At 37.0% G+C, this 25,577-nt stretch carries 28 protein-coding genes; 15 read left to right on the forward strand and 13 right to left on the reverse strand.

Annotated features, from left to right (window positions below):
* Positions 1 to 11: 11 nt before the first annotated feature.
* From IW16_RS13035 to IW16_RS13055, 5 genes are all read right to left on the reverse strand, one after another.
* Positions 12 to 2,903, reverse strand: a complete 2,892-nt coding sequence (locus tag IW16_RS13035) for an AsmA-like C-terminal region-containing protein (RefSeq protein ID WP_051890203.1) — start codon at positions 2,901 to 2,903, stop codon at positions 12 to 14.
* 328 nt (positions 2,904 to 3,231) lie between these two features.
* Positions 3,232 to 3,996 (reverse strand): type I methionyl aminopeptidase, encoded by a 765-nt coding sequence (gene map, locus IW16_RS13040; protein WP_034744926.1) that lies wholly within the window; start codon positions 3,994 to 3,996, stop codon positions 3,232 to 3,234.
* Between the two features lie 88 nt (positions 3,997 to 4,084).
* Positions 4,085 to 5,548 carry a MocR-like pyridoxine biosynthesis transcription factor PdxR gene (gene pdxR, locus IW16_RS13045; RefSeq protein WP_034744928.1) on the reverse strand — a complete coding sequence of 488 codons (1,464 nt, stop codon included), beginning with the start codon at positions 5,546 to 5,548 and terminating at the stop codon, positions 4,085 to 4,087.
* Positions 5,549 to 5,677: 129 nt separating this feature from the next.
* On the reverse strand, positions 5,678 to 6,118 hold the full coding sequence (locus IW16_RS13050; RefSeq protein ID WP_034744930.1) for a carboxymuconolactone decarboxylase family protein: 441 nt from the start codon (positions 6,116 to 6,118) through the stop codon (positions 5,678 to 5,680).
* A 14-nt stretch (positions 6,119 to 6,132) separates the two neighbouring features.
* Positions 6,133 to 6,579 carry a DoxX family protein gene (locus IW16_RS13055; protein WP_034744932.1) on the reverse strand — a complete coding sequence of 149 codons (447 nt, stop codon included), beginning with the start codon at positions 6,577 to 6,579 and terminating at the stop codon, positions 6,133 to 6,135.
* Positions 6,580 to 7,281: 702 nt separating this feature from the next.
* Here IW16_RS13055 and IW16_RS13060 point away from each other — a divergent pair.
* Positions 7,282 to 8,076 (forward strand): hypothetical protein, encoded by a 795-nt coding sequence (locus tag IW16_RS13060; RefSeq protein ID WP_228376939.1) that lies wholly within the window; start codon positions 7,282 to 7,284, stop codon positions 8,074 to 8,076.
* A 164-nt stretch (positions 8,077 to 8,240) separates the two neighbouring features.
* Here the strand turns inward: IW16_RS13060 and IW16_RS13065 are convergent, their stop codons facing one another.
* Complete coding sequence (locus tag IW16_RS13065; protein WP_228376940.1) at positions 8,241 to 9,203, reverse strand: beta-1,6-N-acetylglucosaminyltransferase; 963 nt, start codon at positions 9,201 to 9,203, stop codon at positions 8,241 to 8,243.
* Between the two features lie 155 nt (positions 9,204 to 9,358).
* Entirely contained in the window at positions 9,359 to 10,204 is an 846-nt protein-coding gene (locus tag IW16_RS13070; RefSeq protein ID WP_084694543.1) for a M24 family metallopeptidase, read from the reverse strand.
* Between IW16_RS13070 and IW16_RS27205 the strand changes: the two genes are divergently transcribed.
* The 8 genes from IW16_RS27205 to IW16_RS13105 all read left to right on the forward strand — a co-directional run bounded on the left by IW16_RS27205 (position 10,196) and on the right by IW16_RS13105 (position 14,804).
* Positions 10,196 to 10,342: an AraC family transcriptional regulator gene (locus IW16_RS27205; RefSeq protein ID WP_394332456.1), complete on the forward strand. Its 147-nt coding sequence runs from the start codon at positions 10,196 to 10,198 to the stop codon at positions 10,340 to 10,342. The genes IW16_RS13070 and IW16_RS27205 overlap by 9 nt on opposite strands.
* A 117-nt stretch (positions 10,343 to 10,459) precedes the next feature.
* Positions 10,460 to 10,786, forward strand: coding sequence for an ArsR/SmtB family transcription factor (locus IW16_RS13075; RefSeq protein ID WP_034744935.1), 327 nt, complete (start codon positions 10,460 to 10,462; stop codon positions 10,784 to 10,786).
* Between the two features lie 58 nt (positions 10,787 to 10,844).
* Complete coding sequence (locus IW16_RS13080) at positions 10,845 to 11,297, forward strand: DUF6428 family protein (RefSeq protein WP_034744937.1); 453 nt, start codon at positions 10,845 to 10,847, stop codon at positions 11,295 to 11,297.
* Between the two features lie 23 nt (positions 11,298 to 11,320).
* Entirely contained in the window at positions 11,321 to 11,938 is a 618-nt protein-coding gene (locus tag IW16_RS13085) for a low molecular weight phosphatase family protein (protein WP_034744939.1), read from the forward strand.
* 16 nt (positions 11,939 to 11,954) lie between these two features.
* Positions 11,955 to 12,986: an ACR3 family arsenite efflux transporter gene (arsB, locus tag IW16_RS13090; protein WP_034744941.1), complete on the forward strand. Its 1,032-nt coding sequence runs from the start codon at positions 11,955 to 11,957 to the stop codon at positions 12,984 to 12,986.
* Between the two features lie 375 nt (positions 12,987 to 13,361).
* The gene (locus tag IW16_RS26635) at positions 13,362 to 13,646 is read left to right on the forward strand and encodes a bacteriocin-like protein (protein WP_034744943.1); all 285 of its coding nucleotides are present in this window, start codon (positions 13,362 to 13,364) and stop codon (positions 13,644 to 13,646) included.
* A 204-nt stretch (positions 13,647 to 13,850) separates the two neighbouring features.
* Positions 13,851 to 14,411, forward strand: coding sequence for a helix-turn-helix domain-containing protein (locus IW16_RS13100; RefSeq protein WP_051890243.1), 561 nt, complete (start codon positions 13,851 to 13,853; stop codon positions 14,409 to 14,411).
* A gap of 123 nt (positions 14,412 to 14,534) precedes the next feature.
* A complete protein-coding gene (locus tag IW16_RS13105; RefSeq protein ID WP_051890205.1) occupies positions 14,535 to 14,804 on the forward strand; it encodes a hypothetical protein in 270 nt (89 codons plus the stop codon).
* Positions 14,805 to 15,028: 224 nt separating this feature from the next.
* Here the strand turns inward: IW16_RS13105 and IW16_RS27080 are convergent, their stop codons facing one another.
* Complete coding sequence (locus IW16_RS27080) at positions 15,029 to 15,160, reverse strand: hypothetical protein (protein ID WP_262484364.1); 132 nt, start codon at positions 15,158 to 15,160, stop codon at positions 15,029 to 15,031.
* Between the two features lie 221 nt (positions 15,161 to 15,381).
* Between IW16_RS27080 and IW16_RS13110 the strand changes: the two genes are divergently transcribed.
* The gene (locus IW16_RS13110; protein WP_034744945.1) at positions 15,382 to 16,056 is read left to right on the forward strand and encodes a phosphatase PAP2 family protein; all 675 of its coding nucleotides are present in this window, start codon (positions 15,382 to 15,384) and stop codon (positions 16,054 to 16,056) included.
* A 63-nt stretch (positions 16,057 to 16,119) separates the two neighbouring features.
* On the opposite strand, the gene IW16_RS13115 is transcribed toward IW16_RS13110, so the two are convergent.
* From IW16_RS13115 to IW16_RS13130, 4 genes are read right to left on the reverse strand one after another with little or no spacing between them, the layout of a single operon-like run.
* A complete protein-coding gene (locus IW16_RS13115; protein WP_034744947.1) occupies positions 16,120 to 16,725 on the reverse strand; it encodes a TetR/AcrR family transcriptional regulator in 606 nt (201 codons plus the stop codon).
* A 35-nt stretch (positions 16,726 to 16,760) separates the two neighbouring features.
* Positions 16,761 to 18,353: an MFS transporter gene (locus tag IW16_RS13120; RefSeq protein ID WP_034744949.1), complete on the reverse strand. Its 1,593-nt coding sequence runs from the start codon at positions 18,351 to 18,353 to the stop codon at positions 16,761 to 16,763.
* A gap of 5 nt (positions 18,354 to 18,358) precedes the next feature.
* Positions 18,359 to 19,402, reverse strand: a complete 1,044-nt coding sequence (locus IW16_RS13125) for an HlyD family secretion protein (RefSeq protein ID WP_034744951.1) — start codon at positions 19,400 to 19,402, stop codon at positions 18,359 to 18,361.
* A 15-nt stretch (positions 19,403 to 19,417) separates the two neighbouring features.
* Positions 19,418 to 20,743 carry a TolC family protein gene (locus tag IW16_RS13130; protein WP_034744953.1) on the reverse strand — a complete coding sequence of 442 codons (1,326 nt, stop codon included), beginning with the start codon at positions 20,741 to 20,743 and terminating at the stop codon, positions 19,418 to 19,420.
* 131 nt (positions 20,744 to 20,874) lie between these two features.
* Between IW16_RS13130 and IW16_RS13135 the strand changes: the two genes are divergently transcribed.
* On the forward strand, positions 20,875 to 21,666 hold the full coding sequence (locus tag IW16_RS13135; RefSeq protein ID WP_034744955.1) for a helix-turn-helix domain-containing protein: 792 nt from the start codon (positions 20,875 to 20,877) through the stop codon (positions 21,664 to 21,666).
* A 135-nt stretch (positions 21,667 to 21,801) separates the two neighbouring features.
* On the opposite strand, the gene IW16_RS13140 is transcribed toward IW16_RS13135, so the two are convergent.
* Positions 21,802 to 22,620 carry an aminoglycoside phosphotransferase family protein gene (locus tag IW16_RS13140; protein WP_051890207.1) on the reverse strand — a complete coding sequence of 273 codons (819 nt, stop codon included), beginning with the start codon at positions 22,618 to 22,620 and terminating at the stop codon, positions 21,802 to 21,804.
* Between the two features lie 184 nt (positions 22,621 to 22,804).
* Between IW16_RS13140 and IW16_RS13145 the strand changes: the two genes are divergently transcribed.
* From IW16_RS13145 to IW16_RS13160, 4 genes are all read left to right on the forward strand, one after another.
* A complete protein-coding gene (locus tag IW16_RS13145; RefSeq protein WP_223878172.1) occupies positions 22,805 to 23,311 on the forward strand; it encodes a RidA family protein in 507 nt (168 codons plus the stop codon).
* A gap of 190 nt (positions 23,312 to 23,501) precedes the next feature.
* A complete protein-coding gene (locus tag IW16_RS13150) occupies positions 23,502 to 24,092 on the forward strand; it encodes a methyltransferase domain-containing protein (protein ID WP_034744957.1) in 591 nt (196 codons plus the stop codon).
* A gap of 151 nt (positions 24,093 to 24,243) precedes the next feature.
* Positions 24,244 to 24,549 (forward strand): ArsR/SmtB family transcription factor, encoded by a 306-nt coding sequence (locus IW16_RS13155; RefSeq protein ID WP_034744959.1) that lies wholly within the window; start codon positions 24,244 to 24,246, stop codon positions 24,547 to 24,549.
* Positions 24,550 to 24,592: 43 nt separating this feature from the next.
* Positions 24,593 to 25,555, forward strand: a complete 963-nt coding sequence (locus IW16_RS13160; RefSeq protein ID WP_034744961.1) for a zinc-binding dehydrogenase — start codon at positions 24,593 to 24,595, stop codon at positions 25,553 to 25,555.
* Positions 25,556 to 25,577: the final 22 nt, after the last annotated feature.

Raw genomic sequence — 25,577 nt, forward strand, 5'->3', positions numbered from 1 at the left:
AGTCTTTTATTTTATTTTTGTTTGAGATCTTTACCGATCTGCTTTTCTGCATTCTTAGCTTTTTCTTCCTGCGCTTCTTTTTCTTTCCGCTGCTGACGTCTTGATTTTTTTTCAGCGCGTCTTTCTTCACGGATCACTTTATTTGATTTCTGATTATATAAAGCGTCTAGAATTCCCTGTCCGGTTTTGCTGAAGATTTTGATTTTCGGTTTACTGTGGGTTCCGGTTACCACGACCGGAAATCCAATCCATCCACCAGGAGGCAGACCGACTCTCACTCTCAGATCCAGCAATCCGTTGAAGCTTGTGGTTCCGCTGATGGAAGGTCTCAGAACGGAAACTTTAAAAGTGAATGTATCCACATGAATCAGGTTGTTTTTGATGGTCGTTTCAATATTTACGCCTTTCATATCAGGATTGTCAAAAGCTTTCGCTCCGATATTATCTCCGACAGCAGAAAGCATTTTTAAGTTTTTTACTTCTACATCCCGCAGATTAACAGTCCCACCGCCTTCCAATGAAGGGTAGATCGGGCTCATATTTTTATCAAAATCTCCTTTCATTTTATAATCAAGAGATACAATTCCTTTGACATCTTTGGCCGCTGTTGCCATTTCACGGACCATATCAATTTCTTTGTAAGCCCGCTGAACATCAAAATCCTGAACTTTAAGAGCGACATCATAATTGGCAGTCAGCGGAGACTCATCCTGATACCGGGCATCAATATTCATGCGGCTTCCAACAATATCAAATGATGTATTTTTAAGATAGACTTCACCTTTATTTACAGAAGCGGTTCCCTTAAGATGATTAAGAGCCAGCCCTTTAAATTCAACCTTTTTTGCATTGGCCTCCAGGGAAACATCCAGATTTTTCGGAACGATGACCACACCGCTGCTTTTTGGATTTTCTACTTTTGCATATTCCACTTCAATGGATTTATCGGTATTGTCTCCGCTTTTCAGAGCCATAAATTCATCGATCAGGATATAATTGGAATTTAAGACAAACTTTCCGTGGAGGGTTCCTTTTCTTTCAATAAAATAATTGATGGTATTTAAAAGATAACCGTTCAGTGCAAAATCAGATTTTCCGTAGGTGGCCAGGAATTTTCTGAACCACATTTTTTCATTTTCAAACTGGAAATTTCCTTCTTTGATAAAAAATGATTTCGGAAGATATTCTGTGGTGGCTTTAATGTTCTTTAAGATTAAAGTCCCTTTATTATCAAGTTTACTGTACTGGCCTGTTGTGGCATAACTTTGCCGGCCATTGAGTGAAAGATCTGCCATAATCAACCCGCTGATATCAAATCCTTTTTTAGCAAAAACTTTATAAATTCTTCCCACATTCAAAACGCCTTTTGCACGGACTTTATACAGCAGGTCTTCAAAATTCTGAAGATCAGCATTCACAAAAACGGGATTGCCTTCAAAATCAAAGCTGAATGGATCCAGTTTTACACCAAGACTTCTAAAAGTACCGTCTGTATTGATGATATTGGCCACCAGATTGATATTCTGAATAGGGTTGGGATAGTATTTTGTTTTAACCAAACCGTTTTTAAGATTCAGATAACCGTCGGTTTTAGGGAATAGTTTTTTATCGAGACTGAAGATTCCATTAGCTTTAATATTGGTATCCAGCATTCCTCTTATATCAATGTCTTTAAGTCCCAAAGCCTGATCCAGTGTCTGAAGATCTACAGCACCTTTTATGTCTGCATTCACCTGCATTTCATTTAAACCTTTCGTTTTTACATAGGCACGGAAATTATTATTCGGTCCAAGGTCGAAATTCAGTTTTTTTAATTCTACCGCAAGCTGATTGGTATCTAATGATGGTAAATCTACGTTCAGATCCATATTCAGATTGTTCATCGGAACAGGTGCTTTTCCGTTAGACACAGAACCTTTTTTAACCAAAAGACGTACTTTGACTCTCGGTTTAAGGCTTTTGGGTTCACTAAACCTTCCTTTGATATGGAAATACAGATCACTGTTTCCTTCTATTTTGGTGTCTTTTGCCCAATCCAGATATTGAGGAGGCAATACGGAAATCATTTCACGGATGGTCGTTTTTTCCGAGGCTGCTTTTATATCCATATTATAACCGTCTTTAAGAATACTGATAAAACCGATGAATTTCAAAGGCAGATCATTAATTCTTAATTCATTTTTCTTTAATACAAAAGTTAAGGCATTGGTATTGATTCTCGTAATCAGATCAGCGTGTAAGGTTTTTTGTTTTGCATAATAAATCCTGTTCAGGCTGAAATCTACTTTATGGATATCAAGATTGGTCTGAAGGTCGAAAATATCTTCGCTCAATCCTCCTTTTCCGGTATAATTCAACCCTTTGGCATCAACTAAAACTCTTGCCGAATGGTCATTATATTTGATATTCCAGTTCTTAAATTTGATAAGATCCAGCTTTATAGATGCTCCTGTTTCTGTACTGTCTTTGGGTTTTCCAGAAGGCTTGGAAACGTAAACATTGTAATTTGCTTCTCCTTTGCTGTTTACAAAAACATTGGCATTGGCATCGGTGACGTAGATTTCATCGATCTTTACTTCACGATTGAAAATAAGATGTTTAAGATTAATACCTACCGCCAATTCTTTTGCCGTCAGCAGCGTATCATTCTGGAAAGGCTTTGAACCCTGTAAAACAAGGTTATCCACAGAAACCGTAAGGGAAGGGAAGTGCCGGAAAAAAGTAAGATGGGTCTTTTGATAATCAAGCTTTCCTGCAAGATGCTTGTTTGCAAATATTTTTACCTGCTGAGAAATCGTTCCCGGAAACAGAATGGGAATGATAAACATCAAAAATAAAAGGGCTGCTATTGAAATTCCTGTCCATTTTAGAATTTTCAAAATTATTTTTTTAGCTTTTTCCATAAATCCATAATTTTGATGGGTGTATACTATTATCTGTTTAACAATAATAATGAGTTATCGCAATCTAAAATTACGCCATTTGATTGAAACAATATAAAGAGCAGCAAAGTTTGACTTTTCTTTTTGGTTTTCAATTGTCATGTTCAAATTTTTATCCATTAGTGCCATCTTCATCTAAAAGCCTTATATCCAGACCTATGAATAGGATTCAGCACTTTCGGAACCTGGAAAGTACATAGAACAGATATCAACGATTCATTTTCTATTTTGAATATAAAAAAAGCATCTGTACACTACAGATGCTTTTTACATATAGAAGGATATATTCTTAATTCAATATTTCATTCATTTCGGTTAAAATAATAGGTTTTCCGTCGGTTATCACAATCGTATGTTCATGTTGTGCCATATAACCGCCTTTATTACCGACCATGGTCCATCCGTCGTTTTGCTCTACTGCAATATTGGAGTCTGTGGAAATAAATGTTTCAATAGCCACTACAGAATTTTTCTTGAATCTTCTTACATCGTAACGGTTTCTGTAATTCATCAGTTCATCCGGCTGCTCATGCAGACTTCTTCCGATACCATGTCCGGCCAGGTTTTTAATGACTTTAAAACCTCTTTTTTTAGCCTCGGTTTCCATAAGAAATCCAATATCTGCTATTCTTACACCGCCTTTTATATTATTAATCGCTTTTTTCAAAATTTCTTTGGAAGCATCTACCAATTTCTGATGTTGGTGAATATCTTTTCCGATCACAAAGGAACCTCCGTTATCAGACCAATATCCATTGAGCTCTGCAGATACGTCAATATTGATAAGATCTCCCTCCTTCAAAACTCTTTTTTCTGTAGGAATACCGTGACAGAACTCATTATCTACACTGATGCAGGTCCATCCCGGAAATCCGTAGGTAAGATGGGGGGCAGATTTTGCACCGAAACCGGCAAGAATCTTTGCTCCATATTCATCAAGATCTTTAGTGGTCATGCCAGGCTGAGCGTACTTAATCATCTCTTTTAAAGTATATGCAACCGCTTCACTTGCTTTTTGCATTCCCGCCAATTCCTGTTCATTGGTTATAGACATAATCTGTTTTTTATGGTTAAATATCAATTATAATAGGCAAAGTTAGCAAATTAAAAAGTTTTAGCCTCAATAAGAGCAAAGCGAACTGTTAAATTACGGTTCTTAACAGTTCCAGAGATTTCTCAATTTCATTTTCATTAAGTGACGCAAAACCCAGCCTGAGGCCGTTTGGAATAAAAATTTCGTTGTTGTAAAAAGAACCGTCAGCGATCTTAAGTCCTTTTTTCCCGGCATCCATAGAGAGTTTAGGCAGACTGATGGATGGGTCAAAAACGGACCAGACAGCCATTCCACCCTCGGGGATTTTAAAATCAATCACGCCATTGAAATTGCTTTTCAGGATCTCACAAAAAAGGTCTCTGCGGGATCTGTATATTTTCAGCGATTTTCTAAAATGCCGTTCCATTTCTCCATTTTCAAAAAGAGAAGAAAAAGCTTCCTCCAGAAGAGAATCTCCCTGTTTGTCGATCAGCTGCCGCAAAGATGATGCTGCCCTCACAAATTCCGGTTGAGCAATCATAAATCCTATCCGTAAAGCGGGGGCAAATGTTTTGGTAATGGATCCGATATAAATTACGTTCCGGTTGTGGTCAATACTGGCAAGAGGAATGTAAGGCTTTGCGTTGTAATGAAAATCGAAGTCGTAATCGTCTTCAATAATGGCAAACCTGTGTTCTTTCGCGAGTTTCAGGAGTTTCAGTCTGCGTTCCATACTCATTGTAACCGTCGTAGGAAAATGATGATGCGGAATAATATAGACTGCCTTAACAGACTTTTTCTTTAGGACACCTTCCAAAAAATCGATATCCATACCATATTCGTCTACGGGAATACGCAGCAGATTTGCTCCAACATACCGGAATATTTCATCAGCAGAACGGTAATTGGATACGCCTACCGCAATATGGTCTGACTGGGTCAGCAAAAGCTGTGTAGCCAGGTAGATTCCCATCTGACTTCCTTTTGTAATCAGTAGGTTTTCGGGATTTACAGACAGTCCGCGGGTATTGGACAGATAATCTGACAGTGTTCTGCGTAGGTTTTCTGAACCTTTTGGGAATCCGTATTTAAGAAAATTCTTACCATAGAATTTTTTTGAGATGCTTCTGTATTCTCTCATCAGAAGGTCAACAGGTGTTAAGCGGACATCGGGAAAACCATCATCAATAGTAAGAATGGACTGCTGATAATTTTCTTCGGGCAGAATTTCTTTAAAGGGATTGGTCCATAAGAATGCTTCTCCAAATGAATCTGCTGTTTTCTCAGGATCTGTTTTTCCCTTTTCGGAAACCACCGGAAGTTTGGAAAGGACAAAGATTCCTTTTCTTTCTACAGACTCAGCCCAACCCTGACTGATCAGTTCTTCATAAGCTAGTTTTATGGTATTCCGGTTGAGCCCGGTCAATTCAGACAACAGGCGCGTACTGGGCAGAATATCAGATGGACGAAGAGTGCCATTGGTTATAAGACTTATAAAGCTGTTGCATAACTGAACATACAGCGCAACACTTGAGTCTCTCTTCAGTTGTATGAGTGATTTGTAAGGTAACATTCCTGATTGTTTGTTTTAATGAACATGACTGCCATTACATTCATAACAAAGTTAAATATTAATCAAGAGATACAAATAAAAACTGTCCCGGTATTAGCAGGACAGCTGTATAATTAAAGGGGAAGATCGTTAATCCTGTGGCGGAACCAGCAAAGTAGTGATGCCGATTCTGTTCCATGCGTTGATGGTGATGATAGCCAGAATAACCTGTGCCAGATAAGTTTCTCCCAACAGATTGGCGGCTTCGGTATAGGTTTCATCTTTCACATGATTGCTGATCAGGGTCACTTCTTCGGTAAGCGACAGAATAGCGCGCTCTTCTTCTGTGAAAAAAGGAGTGTCTCTCCATGCATTAAGTGCATAAATGCGCTGTTCCGTTTCCCCGGCTTTACGGGCTTCTTTGGTATGCATATCAATACAGAATGCGCATCCGTTGATCTGTGATGCTCTGATCTTGATCAGATCTTTGTGTGTTTTTGTAAGAGGCGTGCTTTCAATGAATTTTTCAAGGCCAAGGATTGCTTTATAACCATTGGGTTCTACCTGATCGATTTTAATTCTTTTTGCCATTATATGATGTTATTTTATTTTGTCTTTTTATTTAAAAGGTTATCCATGCTCCATGTGTATATAGAGATGCGGGAAAGGACCAAACCTGCAGCTGCGGCTGTAAACACACCATAATTGACAGGCTTCTGAATCCCAACCGAAAGAGTCATAAATACAATAAAAGTGAAGGTAATAAGTGAAGCACCTATCGCTGCATATTTAGTTTTAAATCCTATGATAAGACAAATACCCACAAGCAATTCAGCGACTGTAGCAATGCCTCCCATTACATTCACCATAGGCCTGTCAAATACCGGCATCAATGTAGTGGTATAGTCAATAAAATTATTCCAGTTTCCCCATTCTATATTTCCGGTTCCCGGAGCCCCTAATATCCCAAGTCGGTCTGCGACAGGTGTCAAGAATGTAATTCCCAATGCATATCTTAAAAGCAGCTGCGGAATCTTAAATGAATCTTCCATAAATCTCGTTTTTCTGAGTACAAAATTAGGAAGACTCTGAGCCACTTCAGTCACCCAGATTTATGAAATTGGATGGCCCAGATAAACCGTTTTATTTGTTCAGATATCATTGAGAATTATGGATTCTGTTCTTTTTATATAATGTATTTACCCTTGGGTAAAACTTCAGCTTGGGCGTTTGTGGAGGAGTGTCGCAAAAAATTCTGCTCCTGCCAGAAGAAATCCTATGGAAATAAGCAGGAAAATAAATAAGAGAAGAAATCTGTTCGGGATCTTTGGGGCAGTCTTTCGTTTAAAAAGCTGAGGATTTGTAAAGCCTGTTAAACCCATAAAAAAGAATACTATGCTCAACAGTAAGGAAACTATTATAAAAAGTCTGGTAAAGTCTAAGCCCATTGGGAATATTTTTTATCTGTTATTATTTACGATTTTCCTGATCTGAGCAATTATCGATCAATACTGTTTTTCAATAAAAGAACTATTTTGTAGGTTCACAATATCTGCAAACGAATCTATACCAATTTCTGAGAATTCCCGCTCCCTGTTTTCAGTGATTTTAATTTTTAGAATGTACCCGAACAGCCTTATACCCGTTATTTAATAAAGGGTTTGATATTTATCAAGCCTATATTCATTCCTATTTAATAGTTTTGCAGAGACAGTTCAAGAAAACAGACATTCAGAATTAAAAGGATTTTATACATGATGAAAAATAAATTACTTAGATTATTATTTATTGTATATGGTTATATTTTATCAGCACAAGGGGCAGACAATGCTCTTCATGGATATTATGGAGCAGATAATGACAAAACACTTTACAGCAGCTTCAGCTTTGATGGAAACGGAAAAGTTTTAATAATGGATATGGATTATGGTGATTATTTTACAAGGAATGACAGCCTGATTATTTATCCCGATAAAAGCATATTCATTTTCAAAATTAAAAAAGACAAACTCATTGGTGTTTCAAACTGGGTAGAGAAAGGAATCTGGAGCCCTAAAAAAGACAGTGTTTCAACTAATAACAGGCGTAATCCTGCGGATGCGAAAAAAAAGGCTGAGCTTTTAGCTGAATATTATGATGCTACAAAAAAAACATCCAAATCCGGTCTTGATTTTGAGGCTTTAGCCTCCGGTAAAACCAATGAAATCAACGAAAAGCTTTGTCAAAAAGGATTGGCAAAAGCGTGTATGAATCTCTTTGGATTAAATATGATGGAATACACGCCAGGACTCCTGAGTGATCCGGGGAAAATTCCTTCAAAAAAATTAAAACCTCATCCGGAATTAATTTCATTATCCAAAAGGATTATAGAGCTTGGTGAACCTGAAGGATACACTGTATTGGGAAGCTATTATTATGTATTGGGATTAAAAGAAAAAGCTTTCAAAACCTGGGATGAAGGCGAAAAAAAGGGAAGTCTGAAATCTCCGCTTGCTAAGGCTTCGGTTGAAATCCAGGAAGAACTGGATCAGGAAGACCAAAAGAAATAAATGTTGGACAGAGCGGGAAAATTGAACCTTACAACAATGGAAACAGTGCTGCTATACATGATAAAACCAATATAAGCAGAGATTTCATTGTTGTAAAGTAAAATAGTTTCATCTTACAGCTCGATGAAAATGCTGAAATTGACCGTTACAAAAAGAAACAGTTTCTAATTGAGGTTATTGAAGTTTTTGCCAATGGTTTTTATATCATTTACTTTTATCAATGTTTCAAAAGGCTCATCGTATTGATCTTTAATATATTCTATGATCTTATTGTCTACATTATCATCGAACTTTCGCGCAAAAAGATGACTCCCTGTCTGCAAAAATTCTAAATCTGTTTCTGTAAATGTTTTGGGTCTCAGTTTGATATCACCATCCGGAATCCAGATAATGGCTCTTTTGTCATCATCTACCAAAATTCCGTCAAAAGAAGTATTCATCAGAACGGTCTGGAAGAACGATTCATCTGCAATCAGGGTATTAAGGTAGTAGTCTTCAAATCTTTTCACTTCGGTGCTGTTACAGATAAATTCACAACAGCTTCTGGTGAGAATCATCCATTGTCCGCCAATATAGGGAACAACTCCTTTCATGAAATCTCTGGTATGGGTTTTCTCAGATATTTTATCTTCAGATTCTTCAAAGTAATTTTCAATCCGGTTCATGGTTTCCGGTCTGCTCTTTTTCTGATCGGCAACTTTTATGTAACTTTTCCCATTGTTTTTTGACAGAAATTCTTTGATAATTTCCTGTGATTTCAAAGGATAATCCTGTCCGCTCAGATTGATAAAATAGTCCCACTGCATTTTCATATCCAGAAGGTATTTCATCCCATCCAGTTCAGCCTGGACCATGCTGTAACCTCCCCAAACAACGTTTTTACTTTTAAGAATATGCACATTAGGATATTTCTGTAAAAAGATACCAACCTCTTCTCCAATTTCCTCGTTGGCTTTTTTATCGATATGAATAAGATAAAAATTGGAAGGGTCGTAGATGGCTTCAAAAAGTCGTTTGAACTGATCAGGTAAACGATGTACTAAGATTAAGTACGCAATAGTGACGGATTTCATCGGAACATTACCGATACTATGCCCATTGCTATCGTTTTGGTAAACATTATTCATTTTATATTATTTAAAAATTATGAATGTTTACAACTTATTTTATAAAGTATTAATAGACATTTTTGTAAATATACAAAAATTAAATGATATTTTTTAAATAATACGCAATCAAAGCTTCTGACCTTCATCAGAAGCTTTTTTTTAAATTTCACATTTTAATATTCAGCTCTCATCAACTGAGTGGAATTACTATTGAGCTCAATTCCTTCATTTTTGCCTACGATGACAGTTCCTCCGATATTGGCTAAATGGTTTCCAAAAGCACAGTTGGGTTCGAAAGCAAAGCACATTCCTTCCTGTAATATTAAATCTCTACCCGGATTGGGTAATCGGCCTACATTCCCATAACGACCAGCCTGTGGTAATAATTCTATCCCCGGAGCGGTTCCAAATCCAATAGGGCCATATGGGTTTATGCTGTGGACCAGAGGATGCACATGCCATCCGCCCGCCTCCAACAGAGGTCTTTCCATAGCATCAACAACTTCTCCAAAAGTTATTCCTTCTTTTAAAGCACCAACACCTATTTCATAACATTCACGGGCAACCAAAGCTGCCCGCTCCAGCTCCGGATGTATATTTCCTACGGCTACGGCTGCCTGATGCTGAGTTTCGTACATACCATATAATGCAAATATCTCAGATAAAACGATATCTCCTTCCTGTATAATTCTTAGAACCTGAGAACGGTATTGCCATGCAGGAGGTCCCCAGCCAATATATTCAGGTCCTGATCTCATTAATATTTCAGCTGTAAACCCTCCCATTGCAATACAGGTTGAAGTGATCGCTGCCGCTACTTCAGCCTCGCTCACTCCAGGTTTCACTGTGATACGCATGGCCTCGCTCATCGCTTCACCTATGTGTGCCGCATATCTTACCAATGCTAATTCTTCGTCACTTTTTGGAGCAGCAAGTTTGAAAAAATCAATACAACAATCATACGTAAACAGACTGGAAAATCTATTCTTAACTGGATCAATGAAGCCGTTATTGCACATGCTAAGTTTGTCCTGAAAACATCCAATTTATCCATCATGGAGGTTACGGATCTACTGCATTTCAACGATTCCTCCCTTTTTTGCAGGTTTTTCAAAAGGCATACAAACAGGACACCTTCTGAATACAGGTATCAATAATAGTAAAGAGAGGCCCAATAAATAAATTTGAGAATCTGAACAAATTTTAAACTAAAAATAGCTGCAATTGTTTTTTATTCAAAATTAAATCGTAATATTGCGATATAATAATTAATCATGGGAGTAACCAAGACAGACCATTTTACAGATCATCAAAACCAGATTGCTGTTATCGCCAAAGCGCTGGGGCATCCTGCACGAATTGCTATCATTGAATATTTGCTTAAAGTGAATACCTGTATCTGCGGAGACATCGTTAATGAACTTCCCCTGGCTCAGGCTACAGTATCACAACACCTGAAGGAACTTAAGAATGCAGGATTAATCAAAGGAAATATTGAAGGAACCGCCATCTGCTATTGTATTGACGAGCGCACTTTCGGAATTTTGAAAGATTATTTTTCAAAAATAATACTGACTGTTACAGATCAAAAATGTTGTTAAGGCATTTTTTTAATTTAATGTATCGTAATATTGCATTTAAACGATAAATATAAAAACAATGAAACTATCTGAAATCAAAACGATTTTACCAACATTGAATAATGTTGAATTTCAATTAGAAAACGGAACATTGGTCCCGGAAAACTTCCATGTTACAGAAGTGGGGATGATCACGAAGCATTTCATCGATTGCGGAGGAACTACACGAACAGAAAAAGCGGTCAGTTTCCAGCTTTGGGATGCTGATGATTTTGAGCACCGTTTAAAACCCGGTAAACTTCTTAACATCATCAAGCTTTCAGAAGAAAGGCTGGAGATAGAAGATGATGAAATTGAAGTGGAGTATCAAAATACAACGATCGGAAAATATGATCTGGAATTTAACGGAAAAACTTTTGTCCTTAAAAATAAAACAACGGCCTGTCTGGCTCAGGATGCCTGTGGAATTCCTGCAGAAAATCAAAAATCAGATCTAACTTCATGCTGTACACCCAACTCGGGATGCTGCTAAAAATCAATTCAAACAAATAAGATATGTATCCTAAACTCCTACAAACAGTAGAACTTTTTAAAAATCAACCCATAAGAGAGGAGAGGAAAGCGGTGTTGATGAACTTAACTGAATTTGTACAAAGAAGAATTCAGCAGGGAAAACCAATCTCAATTAATTTCATCTGTACCCATAATTCCAGAAGAAGCCATTTTTCCCAGATCTGGGCACAGATTGCCAGTGCTTATTTTGATATTCCCGGAGTCATCAGTTATTCCGGCGGAACGGAAGCAACGGCAGTATACTCCAAAGTTATAGAGACTTTACAGGAGCAGGGATGTAAGGTCATTAAAATATCTGACACTGAAAATCCAACATATGCCATCAGATATGATGAAGACCATCACCCGATCATTGGTTTTTCAAAAAAGTATGATCATCCATTTAATCCTGTTCATGGTTTTGCCGCAGTAATGACCTGCTCACAGGCAGATGGAGGGTGTCCTTTTATTCCGGGCGCTGAACAGCGTATTGCTATACCATTTGAAGACCCTAAGGTTTCAGACGGGACAGAGAGTCAAACGGAAACTTATCATGAAACAAGTTTACTGATAGGAGCAGAGATGTTCTATATTTTTTCACAAATAAAAACTGAAAAATAATTTAAAAACAAACTTCATGCAGCCCAAACTAAAATTTCTTGACAGATTTCTTACCCTTTGGATATTTCTGGCGATGTTTTCCGGAATTGGTTTAGGATATTTCTTTCCTAATATTTCCAGCATGACCAATTATTTATCAGTGGGAACAACCAATATCCCTTTGGCTGTTGGCTTGATTGTTATGATGTATCCTCCATTAGCAAAGGTTGATTATTCGCTGTTGCCCCAAATATTTGGAGACAAAAAAATAATAGGAATTTCTTTGCTGCTGAATTGGGTGATAGGTCCCGTATTAATGTTTCTGCTGGCCATCCTTTTCCTGAGAAACGAACCCGATTATATGATAGGGTTAATTCTCATCGGCCTGGCAAGATGTATTGCTATGGTGCTTGTTTGGAATGATCTGGCCAAAGGCAACCGTGAATACGGAGCATTACTGATTGCTCTAAACAGTATATTTCAGGTGCTCAGCTATAGTTTTATGGTTTGGCTTTTTATCAATATTCTGCCGGAAAAACTGGGCCTGGCCAGTTTCAACGTGAGCGTATCAATGAGTGATGTTACAGAAAGTGTATTGATCTATTTGGGGATTCCCTTTATTGCAGGATTTTTAAGCCGGTATGTTCTTACAAAACTGAAAGGAGCAGAATGGTACAACAGAAAATTTATTCCTGCCATATCTCCTTTGACTTTATACGCTTTATTATTTACGATTGTATTAATGTTCAGCCTTAAAGGAGAGAAAATACTTGAATTACCTTTAGATGTTTTAAAAGTAGGTGTACCGTTGGTCATTTATTTTATATTGATGTTTTTTCTAAGTTTCTTTATTAATAAATTATTTGATGTGCCTTATGATAAAAATGCTTCCATAGCTTTTACCGCAACAGGAAATAATTTCGAGCTGGCTATTGCCGTAGCCATTGCTGTATTTGGGATTCATTCTCCTCAGGCTTTTGTTGGAGTTATAGGTCCCCTGATAGAAGTGCCTGTTTTAATGTTTCTTGTCCGAATAAGTTTATGGCTGAAGAAAAAATATTATCCATGAAACAGGAACAAAATAAATTGATTTTTCATAAAATGGACTCATGAACGTCTTTTTTTTCATCTTCATTTTCAGTTTTTGATGGTGAAAATCACTTTAACGTAAACCGAATATAATTTGATGGACTGTGTTGTTAATTTTTTACGGGGAAATAGGATTTCTAATTCCCTAAAAAAATATCCGTCGTAAATTATTCATTCTCAATCACAAAAAACCCTGATTAATAAGATAACTCAAATAATGGTATATTCATTAATTCGCATTTATGTTAATCGAATATTAAGTTATAAAGATATTTGATTATTTTTTTCGAAAAAATATAAACATATTCTAATTATTCTTATCTTAGTGATGTATTAATCATATAAATTTTATATCATGAAAAACTTTAAAAAATTAGACAGAAACGAATTGAAAGCTATCTCAGGAAATGGAATCTTTGACAACATCGGAGGTGTTATCGGAGGCCTTGGTGGAGTAGTAGGTGGAGTAGTAGGTGGTGTAGGTACTATCGTAGGTGGAGTAGTTGGAGGTGTTGGTGCTACAGTAGGTGGAGCATTAAACGCTACAGGTACTCTTGTAGGTGGTACACTATGTCAGGTACAGTGTGTATTGAATGGAGTAGTACACATCCAGGTTCTTTCATGTGGATCTACTTGCTAACATCAGCAGGCACTAAAAAATTTACCGCTCTGAAAAGAGCGGTTTTTTTATGTCTTTTCCTGAAATGGACGTTAAAATACTTCTTAGTATTTGTAAGACTGATGGATTAAGGATGAACATGTAATTCACTGTAGCCTTCAAAATCTACCGTTCTCAACTTTGTGCGCTTCATTACCAATAAATTTAATGGTAACTTTGATTGAAATGAAGTTGTACATAAAATATATGGTAAGCCTGCGCTGCAAAATGGTTGTGCACGAAGAACTCAATAATCTGGGGATCAAACATGCGGTTGTTGACCTCGGTGTGGTCGAAATTTTAGAAGATCTAACTCAGGATCAGCGGGAGAATTTAAAAAGGGAATTACTAAAATCCGGTCTTGAATTACTGGATAACAAAAAAAGTATTCTGATCGAAAAAATAAAAAATGTAATTACCGAAATGATCCATTATTCTGAAGAGCTTCCCAAAGAGAACTTCTCTGGATACATCAGTGAAAAACTGGGTTACGATTATACCTATCTGGCCAATATATTTTCTGAAGTGAAAGGAATTACCATACAGCATTTCATCATCATCAATAAGATTGAAAAAGTAAAAGAACTGCTGCTCTATGATGAGCTCAACCTTACAGAGATTTCCTATAAACTTAATTACAGCAGTGCAGCTCATCTTTCCAATCAGTTCAAAAAAAATACCGGACTTTCGCCGTCTTTCTATAAACAGCTGGGGCTCAAACGCAAAAACAACCTGGAAGATTTATAAGAGGGAGATGGATAAGATTAATAAAATGTAAATCAGGAAGATGCCAATCACTAATGGTAGGGATGAACGTGATCTCACAGCCACTTCTCAAAAAAACAATACTGCTTTTAAAATATTAGAATTATGAAAACGATACATCTCTTTCAATTTAAAGACTCCATTTCACTTAAAATTCCCTTTTTTAACGAAAGCTACGGGCTGGATACCTTAAATGAATTAATGGAATACGATTTAATGAATACCGAAAAAGTGACCGAATTTATCATTGAGATCAATGATGAGTTTATTTTTGAAAATACTTCAAAGGAGGATCTGCTGAAACTCTGCGAGAATGCAAAAGAAACGGTTGAGCATTATTTTGTTACCGATTCAGGATACAATGATATTATTTAAAAGCGTAATAACGGATATCAGGCTTTTGCAATCATCCCATTATTATTTTTAATAACGGAAATCCGAAGGACTCACAGGCTATACATCCCTTTATTATAAAAGGCATAGCCGGTAGAGTCATTTTTATGATGATCAGATTTATTTGAATGATATCTTCTGATTCATTAGAAATTTTTGAAATGAAATTTTCTTTAGCAATAGTCTGGTCACGCTATAAATTTCAATTATGTAGCCGTATTTCTGCTTTCGCTTTCTTTGTCTTTTCTCTTCGTCGCTTTGTCCTCCCGCTTTTCTTTTGCTGTTTTTAAGGGTGCTGTTTTATCCGATTTCTTTTTTCCGTCTTTTTCTTTAGCCATTTTCCTTCATTTTCTTATTAAACGTAAAGATCAGTGATTAAAAATGGAATGGCTTGCAATAGTCTGTTGATTTGTTACATAAATCACAGTATTATTATTTAAAAAAAATTAAATTTAGAACTTTAAACCCCTTGATAAATACAAATTATCTTCATTCTACCCGCTATTCATTCTTTATTTAAAATTAGAATGCTATATTGTACTGACCTTTTTTCTAAAGTATGAGATTTATAACTTTTCTGCAGAATAATCAATCCGTTTTATTCCGTTCTGCACTCGTTACCCTTTTTATTGCATTTATTGTGCTCAGCTGTTTTGTATTCTTTCAGCCCACCAAGCATGTGGACCTTCATATTTCCAGAGAAATACAGGAAAACCACAGTCCGCGCCTTAATACATTGATGATCTGGATCAGCTGGCTGGGAAGAACTCCTGTATCTGTTGTCATGGTTGTTATCATTTCACTTTCACTCTTACTTTTACAATACAAAAGAGAGGCGATACTGGTTTTGTCAACATTACTGTCAGGAATTTTAGGATTAGGAATGAAAATGCTGATCAACAGACCCAGACCATCCAAAGATCTTGTGATTCTTTTGGAAGATACGAAATATCAAAGCTTTCCGAGTGGTCATGTCTTGTTTTATACCGTCTTTTTCGGAGCTCTTATACTGATTATTCTCCGTTTGAAAAAGATAAGATATACCGTCAGAATATTTCTTACTGCCATGTGTCTTTCTATGATATTTCTTGGAGCCGTTTCACGGATTTATCTGGGAGCACATTGGTTTACAGATGTAGTCGGTGGTTTTATTCTGGGTACTTTATGTGTATTGGTGATGGGATATTTTTATGTTGGAAATTCTAAAAATGCTTCAGGAAATATAAGTCAATAGTTCAGATAAAAAAGTCTTTAAAGATATCGATTTCTTTATGAGCAGAGTAGATGCCCCCATTTCTCATTTCACCATCAATATACCTTTAATAAGGTGGATTGCTTCATTCCGGAATGTTAAAAACTGATGGGTTTGATTCTCATTCTTTAACAGAGAACCGGACCGCTTTTGAAATAAGATGGTTTCTACGAGTATTCCGAAAATCATTTTTATGTAGACAAGATTGGATAAATCACTTTTTAAATAACCAAGATCACGACAGTTGTCCAGTATTTTTTCCAGGGCTTCATTGATTGTGTTTTCTACTTTTCGTATTGTTTTTTTGACCCTTTCATTTTGATTGCTTTTAATCCTTTCATCCAAAAACAGGGTGACAAGATTGATGTTTTGATTATACTTATCAAAAAATAACCAACACAATTCTGAGACCTGTTCCAGGGGGTCATTTTTTTCAACAGCGATAGAAAAATCCTCTCCAAAAACCAACTCTATATGATTTACTATATGTTCGAAAAGATCTTCTTTTGACTGGTAATAATAATAAATCGTAGAGCTGTTGACACCAGATTCCTTTGCGATCTGTCTGATGGTCACGTTTGATATTCCATATCGGGCAAAAAGCTTTTCACCTGATCGTATAATTCGGGCTCTGGTATGGGAAAAATGCATTACGTCTCTTTTTACTGGGTTAAAACAGATTATATTTAATAAGGCAGACTGCCTTTTCTCAGTCTTATAACAACTTTATTGAGACCCGGCATTAAGATCAAAAGAATGATCACCACACTAACACTCACAAGCATTATTTCATAATAATCCCGGATTGAACGTGCTAATATCTGTTCCCTGATCAGGGTTTTGAGATACATACCTGAAGCATTTTTTCCTGCTATGAAATCGCTCCCCTGATTGATGTAAGTATTTTGGATATTTTGTAGTGTAAGATCCAATTGTGGATTTAGCTCAGTCATTGATTCCCGGACTTTTTCATAGACTGTGGCTTTCGTATAGAGCTGTACATAATTGTTGATGGCAATACTGGTGCAAAAACCTAAAAATCTTGCGAAAATCCCAATGAAAGAGGCGTTGAATGCAATTTTGGGCGGGGCAGAGGAAACCGTAAAAGCTACCGCCGGTACAAATACAACTCCTGATGCGATAGCAAAAAGGCAGGTAGGAATGATAAAATCATTGGTTTCACCGGTATTGGATACAAAGCAAAGCATATATATGTAAAACAGGGCCAGTATAAAAAATCCAACAATCACAATTCTGATCAGGGGAGTTCCTGTCAAGATAAATCTGGATGTAATAAACATGCTGATGATGGTGACCACAATAGTAAATACCCATATCGGAATGATATTCAGTGGATCCACTCCCAAAATACTTTCAATATACCCATAGGTGAATCCTGAAGTTCCTTTGAAAATATAGAATGCAAACAGAAGGAAAAGCCCGGTCACAAAATTTTTTGCTTTAAGAATTTCCAAATTAATTAAAGGCCGTTTCAATCTGTTTTCCCTTACTGCAAAAAGCACCAAAAGTATTATTCCTGCTGCTGTTAACAGCCATATCAACTGGTTTTCAAACCAATTCAACTGCTGCCCGTATACCAAAATATAACCGGCAAGAAGGCAGAAAACGGTATAGAAAAAGTATCCGGTAAGATCCAGATAATATAATGGTATTTTTTTGTGAATTCTGGATTTTGAATTCATGGTGAGAAGTACCGCAAAAAGAACCGGTAGCGATAAGATGATTAATCCGTAAAACAGCCAGTTAAAATTGAAATAATACAAAACATATGAACAGTAAATTCCACATACAGGGATTGATACCTGCAGGCTTCCGTAGAATATGGTATATCCAATGACTCTTGATCTTCCCGAATGAAGTCTGGGAAAGATAAGATTCAGTACAATATTACAGAATAATGCACATACAGCGCCCTGCACAAATCTGCAAATAAGGAAAAGGATCCAGTTCTTTGTATAGAAACATATCACATAAGTTACAGCATTCAAAGCCAGACCGATCAGAAGATATTTTCGTGTGGTAAAGTATTTAATGATGCGGAAGTCAAGAGCAAGAAAACTGACCACTGAAGCATACATCACCACTACGGAATACTGAACATCAGAAGGCTCTATGCCATAATATCCAACTGTACTTTCCGGATTGTTATAATATAATGCAAAACCTAAAATTGAATTCAGTAAGACCGCAAAGATCACCGCTCTGGCAAGCCATTCCGGCACCCAATCTTTGAAGATAGGAATTTGATGTACCTGCATATCTGTTATTTTGTAATGTAAACGTTAGCGTTCATCCCTGCCGATAATTTTGCAATACGTGCTTTGGTCTCAGTCAGTTTTATTCTTACCGGAATCCGCTGTATCACTTTCACGAAGTTTCCCGTTGCGTTATCCGGTGGCAGTAGGGAATATCTGGATCCTGTAGTTGGAGACAGAGATTCTATCTCACCTGAAAAACTTTCTGAAGGAAATGCATCCAATTCAATTTTTGCTTTCTGTCCTACCTTGAACTTGCCGATTTGAGTTTCTTTAAAGTTGGCAATGATCCACTTTTCAGCACTTTCGTTGGTTAAAAATGCTAGCGTTTGTCCGGGCTGAATAAGCTGTCCTTCCTGAATCGTTTTTTTTCCCAGCTGTCCTGTGAAAGGGGCTGTGATCACCGTATATCTGATATCGAGATTCTGTCTCTCCAGAAGCGTTTCTTTCGTTTTTATTTCTGCCAATATTGCATTACGTTCAGCTCTTAAATCGTTCAGTTTTGACTCGGCAGCTTTTAAGGAAGCCTGAGTCTCATTAAAAGCTGATTTATTGATCAGCATCGTGGTATAGACATTTTCAAGCTTTTGTTTTGTGGTAGACTCTTCTTTGTACAGATTGTTATATCTTTCATATTCCTGCTCCTGTTGCTGTACTTTTGCCCTGGAACCGGAGATTCTGGCTTGTATCACATCTATATTTCTTCGTTGCGATTCCTCATTCGCAGCCAAAATATCCAGTTTTGCGCGGGAACTCATCAACTCTGATGAAGCTGTATTTTTTTTCAGCTGATACTCATCCTGTTCTATAACGACGAGGGTGTCACCGGCATTTACTTTTTGATTATCCTTAAAGTAGATCTTACTGATATAGCCGCCAACCTTTGCATTAATGGGAGAAAGGTACGCATCAACCTGTGCATCATTGGTCTGCTCATATTGATCTGCTTTTTGGAAATAGAGTATTCCCCAAATGATCACCACAATCAAAATAATGATTCCTATCCATTTTGTAATGGCGACTATGATCTGATCTGTATTGTTTTTGTTCATAATGAATTGTTTCTTTTAAATGATTCCTGTTTTCACCAATAGCCTCAAGTGACTTAATATCACATTGATGTTGGCAGATATTAATGAGAATTTTGCTTCCAGTAAAATATTTTCGGCATCGAGTAAATCGGTCAGCAGCGATTCCTGATTCAGATAACTGTTTCTTATAATACGGACACTTTCGCTGGTTTGTGTGATGTTTTTTTCTGCTGTTTTTACCCCCTCAAAAGACTGTTGCTGCTGTAAAAATGCTTCTTTGATATCTACAGTAAGCGCATCCTTTTTAATTTCCATTTTCTGAATCTGCTCATCATTGGTATTCCGGGCTTTTTCAACTGCATGTTTATTGGTGTACAGCTGATCGAGTGATAAGCTAACTTTTAAACCTGTCTGCCCGAATCCCCAAAGGTTCTGGGAGTAAGGATAAAATGAAGTCTGCGGATAGGTATAATTATAGCTCGAGTATAATGATACTTTAGGTAAAATATTGGATCTGACCTGTTTGATATTTAGCAGGCTGATGTTGATATTGTTTTCGGTAATTTTAAAATCCGGAGATTTTGTCAGTGCCAGATTCACGTATTCCATATAGTCGGAATCTTCAGTCAGAGCATTAAGATCAATGGCATCTTTATACGGTATTGATAATGGTTCTTCATTATGTCTTCCCATAAAGACATTAAGCCTTTGTTTGGCAATGGAGATCTTTTTGTCGATATCAGATTTGGTTAATTCCAGCTGAGAAAGTTTGACATTGATTCTGAGCACATCACTTTTAAGTACCGTTCCGTTTTTAAACAGACTTTCGATAGTGGCCAGCTGTTTTTTTTCCGTTGTAATTTCGGATTCAATAAACTCCTGAAACTGTAAAAATTTATACAGATCATAATAGGCTACAGCTACAGCATACCGGATATTGTTTCTCTGTACATCGTATTCATTTTGGCTTCTGATGCTTTCTTCTTTTTTAATCTGAATATTCCTGGTGTCTTTTCCGCCATTATACAAATTCAAATTAAACAGATATCCGAACGAATACCCATACTTCGATACGGGAGCGAAATCCGGTGCTGAGAACAGCCCTTCACTGTAAATCGGCATGTGGGTGTTTAAACCATAATTACCGGATACCGACAGAGAAGGAATTCTTCTGTCTTTTGCTATTTCAATATCTAAATCCGACTGTTTGCGCTGTATATCATCAAGCTTTAAATTTTTATTTTGTACATCTACAGTGTTCCAAACCTGCTCAAGGCTCAGCGATTCTGAATCGTTTTTATCCTGTGCATTACTATTATTCCACCATGAAATGATGATAAGCACTATTAAGTATTTTTTCATTTTGATCAGCTTAAACTTGCTTCAGCAAAATTATTTCACATTTCAAAGGTTGTTTTAGCATTATTAGCCTTATTTTTACTCATTCGGGCCAAAGAAAAAATTAAGCAGATCACTGAATATATTTGAGGATTATGAATGATATAAAAGAATTAATGCACAAAGTAGATGAGCATGAGGATTCTATTTTGTTTTTGAGTCAGCAACTTGAGCAGGCTTTGCCTCCGCATGACCATCAGAAAGGGCAGCTGTTACTGGTTTTCGGGGGTATCGCGTATTTACAGACCCGGGAAAAAGATTTTTACATTCCTTCCAATCATTATATCTGGATACCGGGGGCATATACCCACAGCTTGATGTTCAATGCTCAGGATCTTTACATTACCAATATTTACTTTCCCAGTACTGACAAGTATGATGATCCGTTTTACAATGAACTGGGTATTTATCCGGTCAGCAAATTGCTGTCGGAAATTCTCAATTTTGCGGGCCAATGGTATGGTAATTACTTTGAAGGTTCCTGGGAATATGAGGTTTTGTCCACCCTTAAACATTTACTGCCTAAAGAAAATTTAAAAAAGTTCTCTATTCAGCTTCCCACTACAGATGATGTACGCCTGAAAAAAATAACGGTTTATATTAAAGACAATTTACAGGAAGCACTAACGTTGGCCCACATTGCAGATCAGTTTGGATTAAGCATCAGAAGTACAACCAGGCTATTCAATGAAAAACTGCAGATTTCATTTGTTCAATACGTTAAAATGTTGAGAGTTATTCACGCCATGCAGCTGCTAAAAGATTCGGACATGAGCATCAGTGAAATAGCTTATGAAGTAGGGTATTCCAGTATCGCGGCGTTCAGTAATACATTTCAGCAGCTCACGAACTTAAGACCAACTGAATTCAAATCGATGATTCAGTAGACATAGGATAGAGTTATTGGGCGTCCCCAGCTCAGAATGATCTCGCAGACACTACTTAGGCTTGTGTATCAGTGAACTGCTAAAGTCTTTATTTGAAGGTTGCAGTATTTATTAATTAAATGTAAAAATTAAGAATTACGAAAGTAATTTTAATGCCTGGGCGTTGATACTGAGAGCCAATGCAGCATCCATACCATCCTGAATACTCCAGCTGGCTGACAATGCAGAATAAGCAACAATCCATTGCAGCATCCGATCTCTGTCGATTCCAGTTTGATTACAGACAATATCAAGCAGCCGTTCCAGTCTGCCTGGAATTAATGCTACATGATGATCAGGGTTACAAAACAGGTTCGCAAATTCATATGTATTCTCTCCGTAAAGCCCCTTTGGGTCAATAGCCAGCCATCCTTTTTCCTTAGAATAAAGAACATTCTGGTGATGAAGATCTCCATGCAAAACCGTACTGTTTATTTGAGATTCTAATAGGTTTCTCGCAATTGAAGCACTTTCAGAAAAAAGGGCTTTATCCTTTTCTTCAGCTTTAAAGAGTTCATTAAACCATTGTTTTAATGGCGACAATACCAATTTAGCAGAAGATTCCACTGAATGTAAATGCCGGGCTACATCACACAAAATCTTGGTTGCCTGATCATCCTCTCCATTTTGAGCCATTTGAAATAATGCGGTCTCTCCTGATAACTGCTCTAGCAGTATACTGTTGTCATCATGAAGAAGGACCTTCGCGGCACCATGACCATTCCATTGTACCATCAGTTGGTTCCCCTGTTTCTCTTCATTAATCAGTGCTATTTTCAGAATAACGTTATTTCCATCCCATACCATCGGTTGTAGGACTGATGAATGGGTTACCATAGGATCTCCATTATCTTTTAAATTCCATCGATGCCGGTACATGCTCAATAACTGTGTATATTCATCTTTTAATTTCATAATCAAATTTAACTTTATAAAGATTTAATGCCCGTAGAATATCCTGAAAAAAATTAATACCCCAATAATACACTATAAAAATTCTACAAATGTACTACCCTTAAAAAAAAATAACATCAACATATGTAAAGTTTTCTTATCATTTAGCAGCCTACATTTGCTTTAATAATTTAAGAAAGAGACAATGAAATCTGTACTATTAAGCCTGCCTGCCCTTTGCATGGGATTTCTGGCATTTTCTCAAAATACGGTTAGTAACAATAAACAAACGAGTATGAATACCATTACCTACAAAAATCCAAAAGCTCTGTTTGATCCTACACCCTATGCTTTTTCTCACGCTGCAACACCTGCTGAATCTGAGGGCAAGTATGTATTTATCTCCGGGCAAAGTGGAGGAGAAGGACTCAATCATGATCTCTCTAAGGATTTCAGAACCCAGGTTAGAGTCTCATTGCAGAACTTAGAAACTGTACTTGCAGAATATGGATTAGAAGTCAAAGATGTACTGAAGATTACCATTCTTATTGTAGATCATAACCAGGAAAAACTTAAAATATGGTCAGAAGAAATTCATAAAGTATGGAAAGGCCATCAGTTTCCGGCAAGTACTTTAATCCCGGTCCCAAAACTGGCACTGGATGATATGCTGATAGAAGTAGATGCTGTCGCTTTTATGAAAAAAAATTAAGCAGGATAAAATTTAATAAAAAATCAGATAAAAATACAGGATTGATAGTGTATATATCAAATAATTATGTAAATTAAAGCTATTCCAGAAAATTGTGAGCACTCATGTTTCAGCTATGATTTTTGAGTATGATTTTTGTATTGGGAACAAGTGGCTTTTGAACGATTGAAGAATATATACACACTATCCAATGATTTTTAATGATATCAAATTAAATATTGATGTTAAAGACAGTACCTTTAATGAACTGTATCCCGTCCATATAAAAGAACTGGCAGGCCAGCACTGGACCCCAGTTGCCATAGCAAAAATGGCCGCTGAGTATCTTGCCGAAAAGCCCAACAGTAAAATACTGGATATTGGTGCCGGGGTCGGAAAGTTTTGTCTGGTGGGAGCCGCTTATACAAAAGGAATGTTTTTTGGCGTCGAGCAAAGAGCATCTCTCACCAAAATATCAAAAAAAATAGCCGAGAAACATAAAATTACCAATGTGGAATTTATTCATTCCAACATCAATGAAATCTCTTTTTCCGACTATGATGCCTTCTATTTTTTTAATTCTTTTTACGAAAATATAGATACTTTATCTTTAATAGACAATACCATACTTCCGGATAAAGACTTATATTTTGCATATTCGGATTATGTAAAAGAACAGCTCGACAAAACTCCTGCAGGGACACGTCTGGTGACCTATTGGAGCAAGTGGGACGAAGTGCCGGGCAGTTTTAATTTAATCGCAACGGACTGTAATGGATTATTAAACTTTTGGGAAAAATAGAGTTAAGCTCTATAAAAGCATGAGACTTTTCAATAAAAACTCCCTGAATTTTTCAGAGAAACGAATAATAGCCAAGACCTGATTCTGCATTCCTGAAAGGATCTTCAAATTTAAAATTCGGTATTTCGGAAAATATCGATATATTTGTACCATGGAATTAATTATGGTATTTAAAGCACTTAGTAACGAAACCAGAATCAACATACTGATCTGGCTCAAAGAGCCTCATCTGCACTTTCCAGAAGAAGAGTTGAAGGACTACGATGCTCATCTTGGTGTTTGCGTAAGCGATATTACCAAAAAAGCAGGCTTATCTCCTTCTACAACATCGGACTACCTGAGTTTGCTGCAAAAATGCGGACTTATCGAGGCTACCCGTTCAGGGCAGTGGACGTATTACAAGCGTAAAGAAGGCGCAATTGAGACGCTGAACCAATTAATCCAAAAAGTGTTTTAAACTTTTTAATCAATCATTTCGAAAATAAGCGAAATATCTAATTATGAAAGCAATTGTCATTAAAAATTATGGAGGACCGGAAGTCCTTCAGCTAGAGAAAGTTCCGACACCTTTGATCACCGATCCTTCCCAGGTACTGGTAAAGGTAAAAGCTACCTCCGTAAATCCACTTGATTACCAGGTAATAAGGGGTGATTATGAAGCATTTTTTGATCTGCCCATTATCACAGGTCATGATGTTTCAGGAGAAATTATAGCAGTGGGCGACGCCGTAAAAAATTGGCAACCCGGGGATAAAGTGTATTATTCTCCACGTTTTGGAGGAACAGGCAGCTATGCTGAATATCATCTTACAGACCAATCGTCCCTGTCAAGAATGCCGGATAATCTTAGCTACGAGGAAGCGGCATCTGTTCCTCTTATCGGAGGAACAGTGTGGGAAATGCTTGTGGTAAGGGCCCAGCTGAAAAAAGGGGAGACCATTCTCATTCTTGGAGGGGCAGGAGGCATTGGCACCCTTGCGATACAGGTTGCCAAATCCCTGGGTGCTTTTGTATACACGACAGGGCAAAGTATTTTACATGAAAAACTTCAGAATCTTGGAGCAGATGTAGTGATCGATCATCATCAAAAAAACTATATTCAAGAGATACAGGCTCATACAGAGGGGAGAGGGGTAGATGTAATTATTGATACCATAGGAGGCAGCACATTATCGGACGGTCCGCTGGCCTTAGCCGGTTATGGAAGAATTGTAACGCTGGTTGATATTCCACAGCCTCAAAATCTGATCCATGCCTGGGAAAAAAATGCAACCTATCATTTCGTTTTTACCCGACAAAGCCGTGATGAACTTCATCATATTACCCAATTAATTGAAGCAGGAAAGGTAAAACCCATTATAGACACTATATATCCCATCGAAGACGTTAAAAATGCGCATCAAAGATTGCAGGATACGAAAAGAGAAAGACCTTTATTTGGAAAAATTGTCCTGTCATTGTAATGCAATCCGTAAATTTGGATGT

This window comes from Chryseobacterium vrystaatense (assembly GCF_000737765.1).
In the GTDB taxonomy this organism is placed as follows: Bacteria; Bacteroidota; Bacteroidia; order Flavobacteriales; family Weeksellaceae; genus Chryseobacterium; species Chryseobacterium vrystaatense.

What these genes read in the sequence shown, in the direction of transcription:
- IW16_RS13075 (WP_034744935.1), top strand. Translation starts at nt 10,460, where the DNA reads ATGGGAGTAACCAAGACAGACCATTTTACAGATCATCAAAACCAGATT.
- IW16_RS13120 (WP_034744949.1), bottom strand. Translation starts at nt 18,353, where the DNA reads ATGCAGGTACATCAAATTCCTATCTTCAAAGATTGGGTGCCGGAATGG.
- IW16_RS13085 (WP_034744939.1), top strand. Translation starts at nt 11,321, where the DNA reads ATGTATCCTAAACTCCTACAAACAGTAGAACTTTTTAAAAATCAACCC.
- IW16_RS13055 (WP_034744932.1), bottom strand. Translation starts at nt 6,579, where the DNA reads ATGGAAGATTCATTTAAGATTCCGCAGCTGCTTTTAAGATATGCATTG.
- IW16_RS13100 (WP_051890243.1), top strand. Translation starts at nt 13,851, where the DNA reads ATGAAGTTGTACATAAAATATATGGTAAGCCTGCGCTGCAAAATGGTT.
- IW16_RS13035 (WP_051890203.1), bottom strand. Translation starts at nt 2,903, where the DNA reads ATGGAAAAAGCTAAAAAAATAATTTTGAAAATTCTAAAATGGACAGGA.
- IW16_RS13115 (WP_034744947.1), bottom strand. Translation starts at nt 16,725, where the DNA reads ATGCATTTTTCCCATACCAGAGCCCGAATTATACGATCAGGTGAAAAG.
- IW16_RS13150 (WP_034744957.1), top strand. Translation starts at nt 23,502, where the DNA reads ATGATTTTTAATGATATCAAATTAAATATTGATGTTAAAGACAGTACC.
- pdxR (WP_034744928.1), bottom strand. Translation starts at nt 5,548, where the DNA reads ATGTTACCTTACAAATCACTCATACAACTGAAGAGAGACTCAAGTGTT.
- IW16_RS13130 (WP_034744953.1), bottom strand. Translation starts at nt 20,743, where the DNA reads ATGAAAAAATACTTAATAGTGCTTATCATCATTTCATGGTGGAATAAT.
- IW16_RS13160 (WP_034744961.1), top strand. Translation starts at nt 24,593, where the DNA reads ATGAAAGCAATTGTCATTAAAAATTATGGAGGACCGGAAGTCCTTCAG.
- IW16_RS13140 (WP_051890207.1), bottom strand. Translation starts at nt 22,620, where the DNA reads ATGAAATTAAAAGATGAATATACACAGTTATTGAGCATGTACCGGCAT.
- IW16_RS13135 (WP_034744955.1), top strand. Translation starts at nt 20,875, where the DNA reads ATGAATGATATAAAAGAATTAATGCACAAAGTAGATGAGCATGAGGAT.
- map (WP_034744926.1), bottom strand. Translation starts at nt 3,996, where the DNA reads ATGTCTATAACCAATGAACAGGAATTGGCGGGAATGCAAAAAGCAAGT.
- IW16_RS13105 (WP_051890205.1), top strand. Translation starts at nt 14,535, where the DNA reads ATGAAAACGATACATCTCTTTCAATTTAAAGACTCCATTTCACTTAAA.
- IW16_RS13125 (WP_034744951.1), bottom strand. Translation starts at nt 19,402, where the DNA reads ATGAACAAAAACAATACAGATCAGATCATAGTCGCCATTACAAAATGG.
- IW16_RS13050 (WP_034744930.1), bottom strand. Translation starts at nt 6,118, where the DNA reads ATGGCAAAAAGAATTAAAATCGATCAGGTAGAACCCAATGGTTATAAA.
- arsB (WP_034744941.1), top strand. Translation starts at nt 11,955, where the DNA reads ATGCAGCCCAAACTAAAATTTCTTGACAGATTTCTTACCCTTTGGATA.
- IW16_RS13155 (WP_034744959.1), top strand. Translation starts at nt 24,244, where the DNA reads ATGGAATTAATTATGGTATTTAAAGCACTTAGTAACGAAACCAGAATC.
- IW16_RS27080 (WP_262484364.1), bottom strand. Translation starts at nt 15,160, where the DNA reads ATGGCTAAAGAAAAAGACGGAAAAAAGAAATCGGATAAAACAGCACCC.
- IW16_RS13110 (WP_034744945.1), top strand. Translation starts at nt 15,382, where the DNA reads ATGAGATTTATAACTTTTCTGCAGAATAATCAATCCGTTTTATTCCGT.
- IW16_RS13070 (WP_084694543.1), bottom strand. Translation starts at nt 10,204, where the DNA reads ATGTGCAATAACGGCTTCATTGATCCAGTTAAGAATAGATTTTCCAGT.
- IW16_RS13145 (WP_223878172.1), top strand. Translation starts at nt 22,805, where the DNA reads ATGAAATCTGTACTATTAAGCCTGCCTGCCCTTTGCATGGGATTTCTG.
- IW16_RS13065 (WP_228376940.1), bottom strand. Translation starts at nt 9,203, where the DNA reads ATGAATAATGTTTACCAAAACGATAGCAATGGGCATAGTATCGGTAAT.
- IW16_RS13060 (WP_228376939.1), top strand. Translation starts at nt 7,282, where the DNA reads ATGATGAAAAATAAATTACTTAGATTATTATTTATTGTATATGGTTAT.
- IW16_RS26635 (WP_034744943.1), top strand. Translation starts at nt 13,362, where the DNA reads ATGAAAAACTTTAAAAAATTAGACAGAAACGAATTGAAAGCTATCTCA.
- IW16_RS13080 (WP_034744937.1), top strand. Translation starts at nt 10,845, where the DNA reads ATGAAACTATCTGAAATCAAAACGATTTTACCAACATTGAATAATGTT.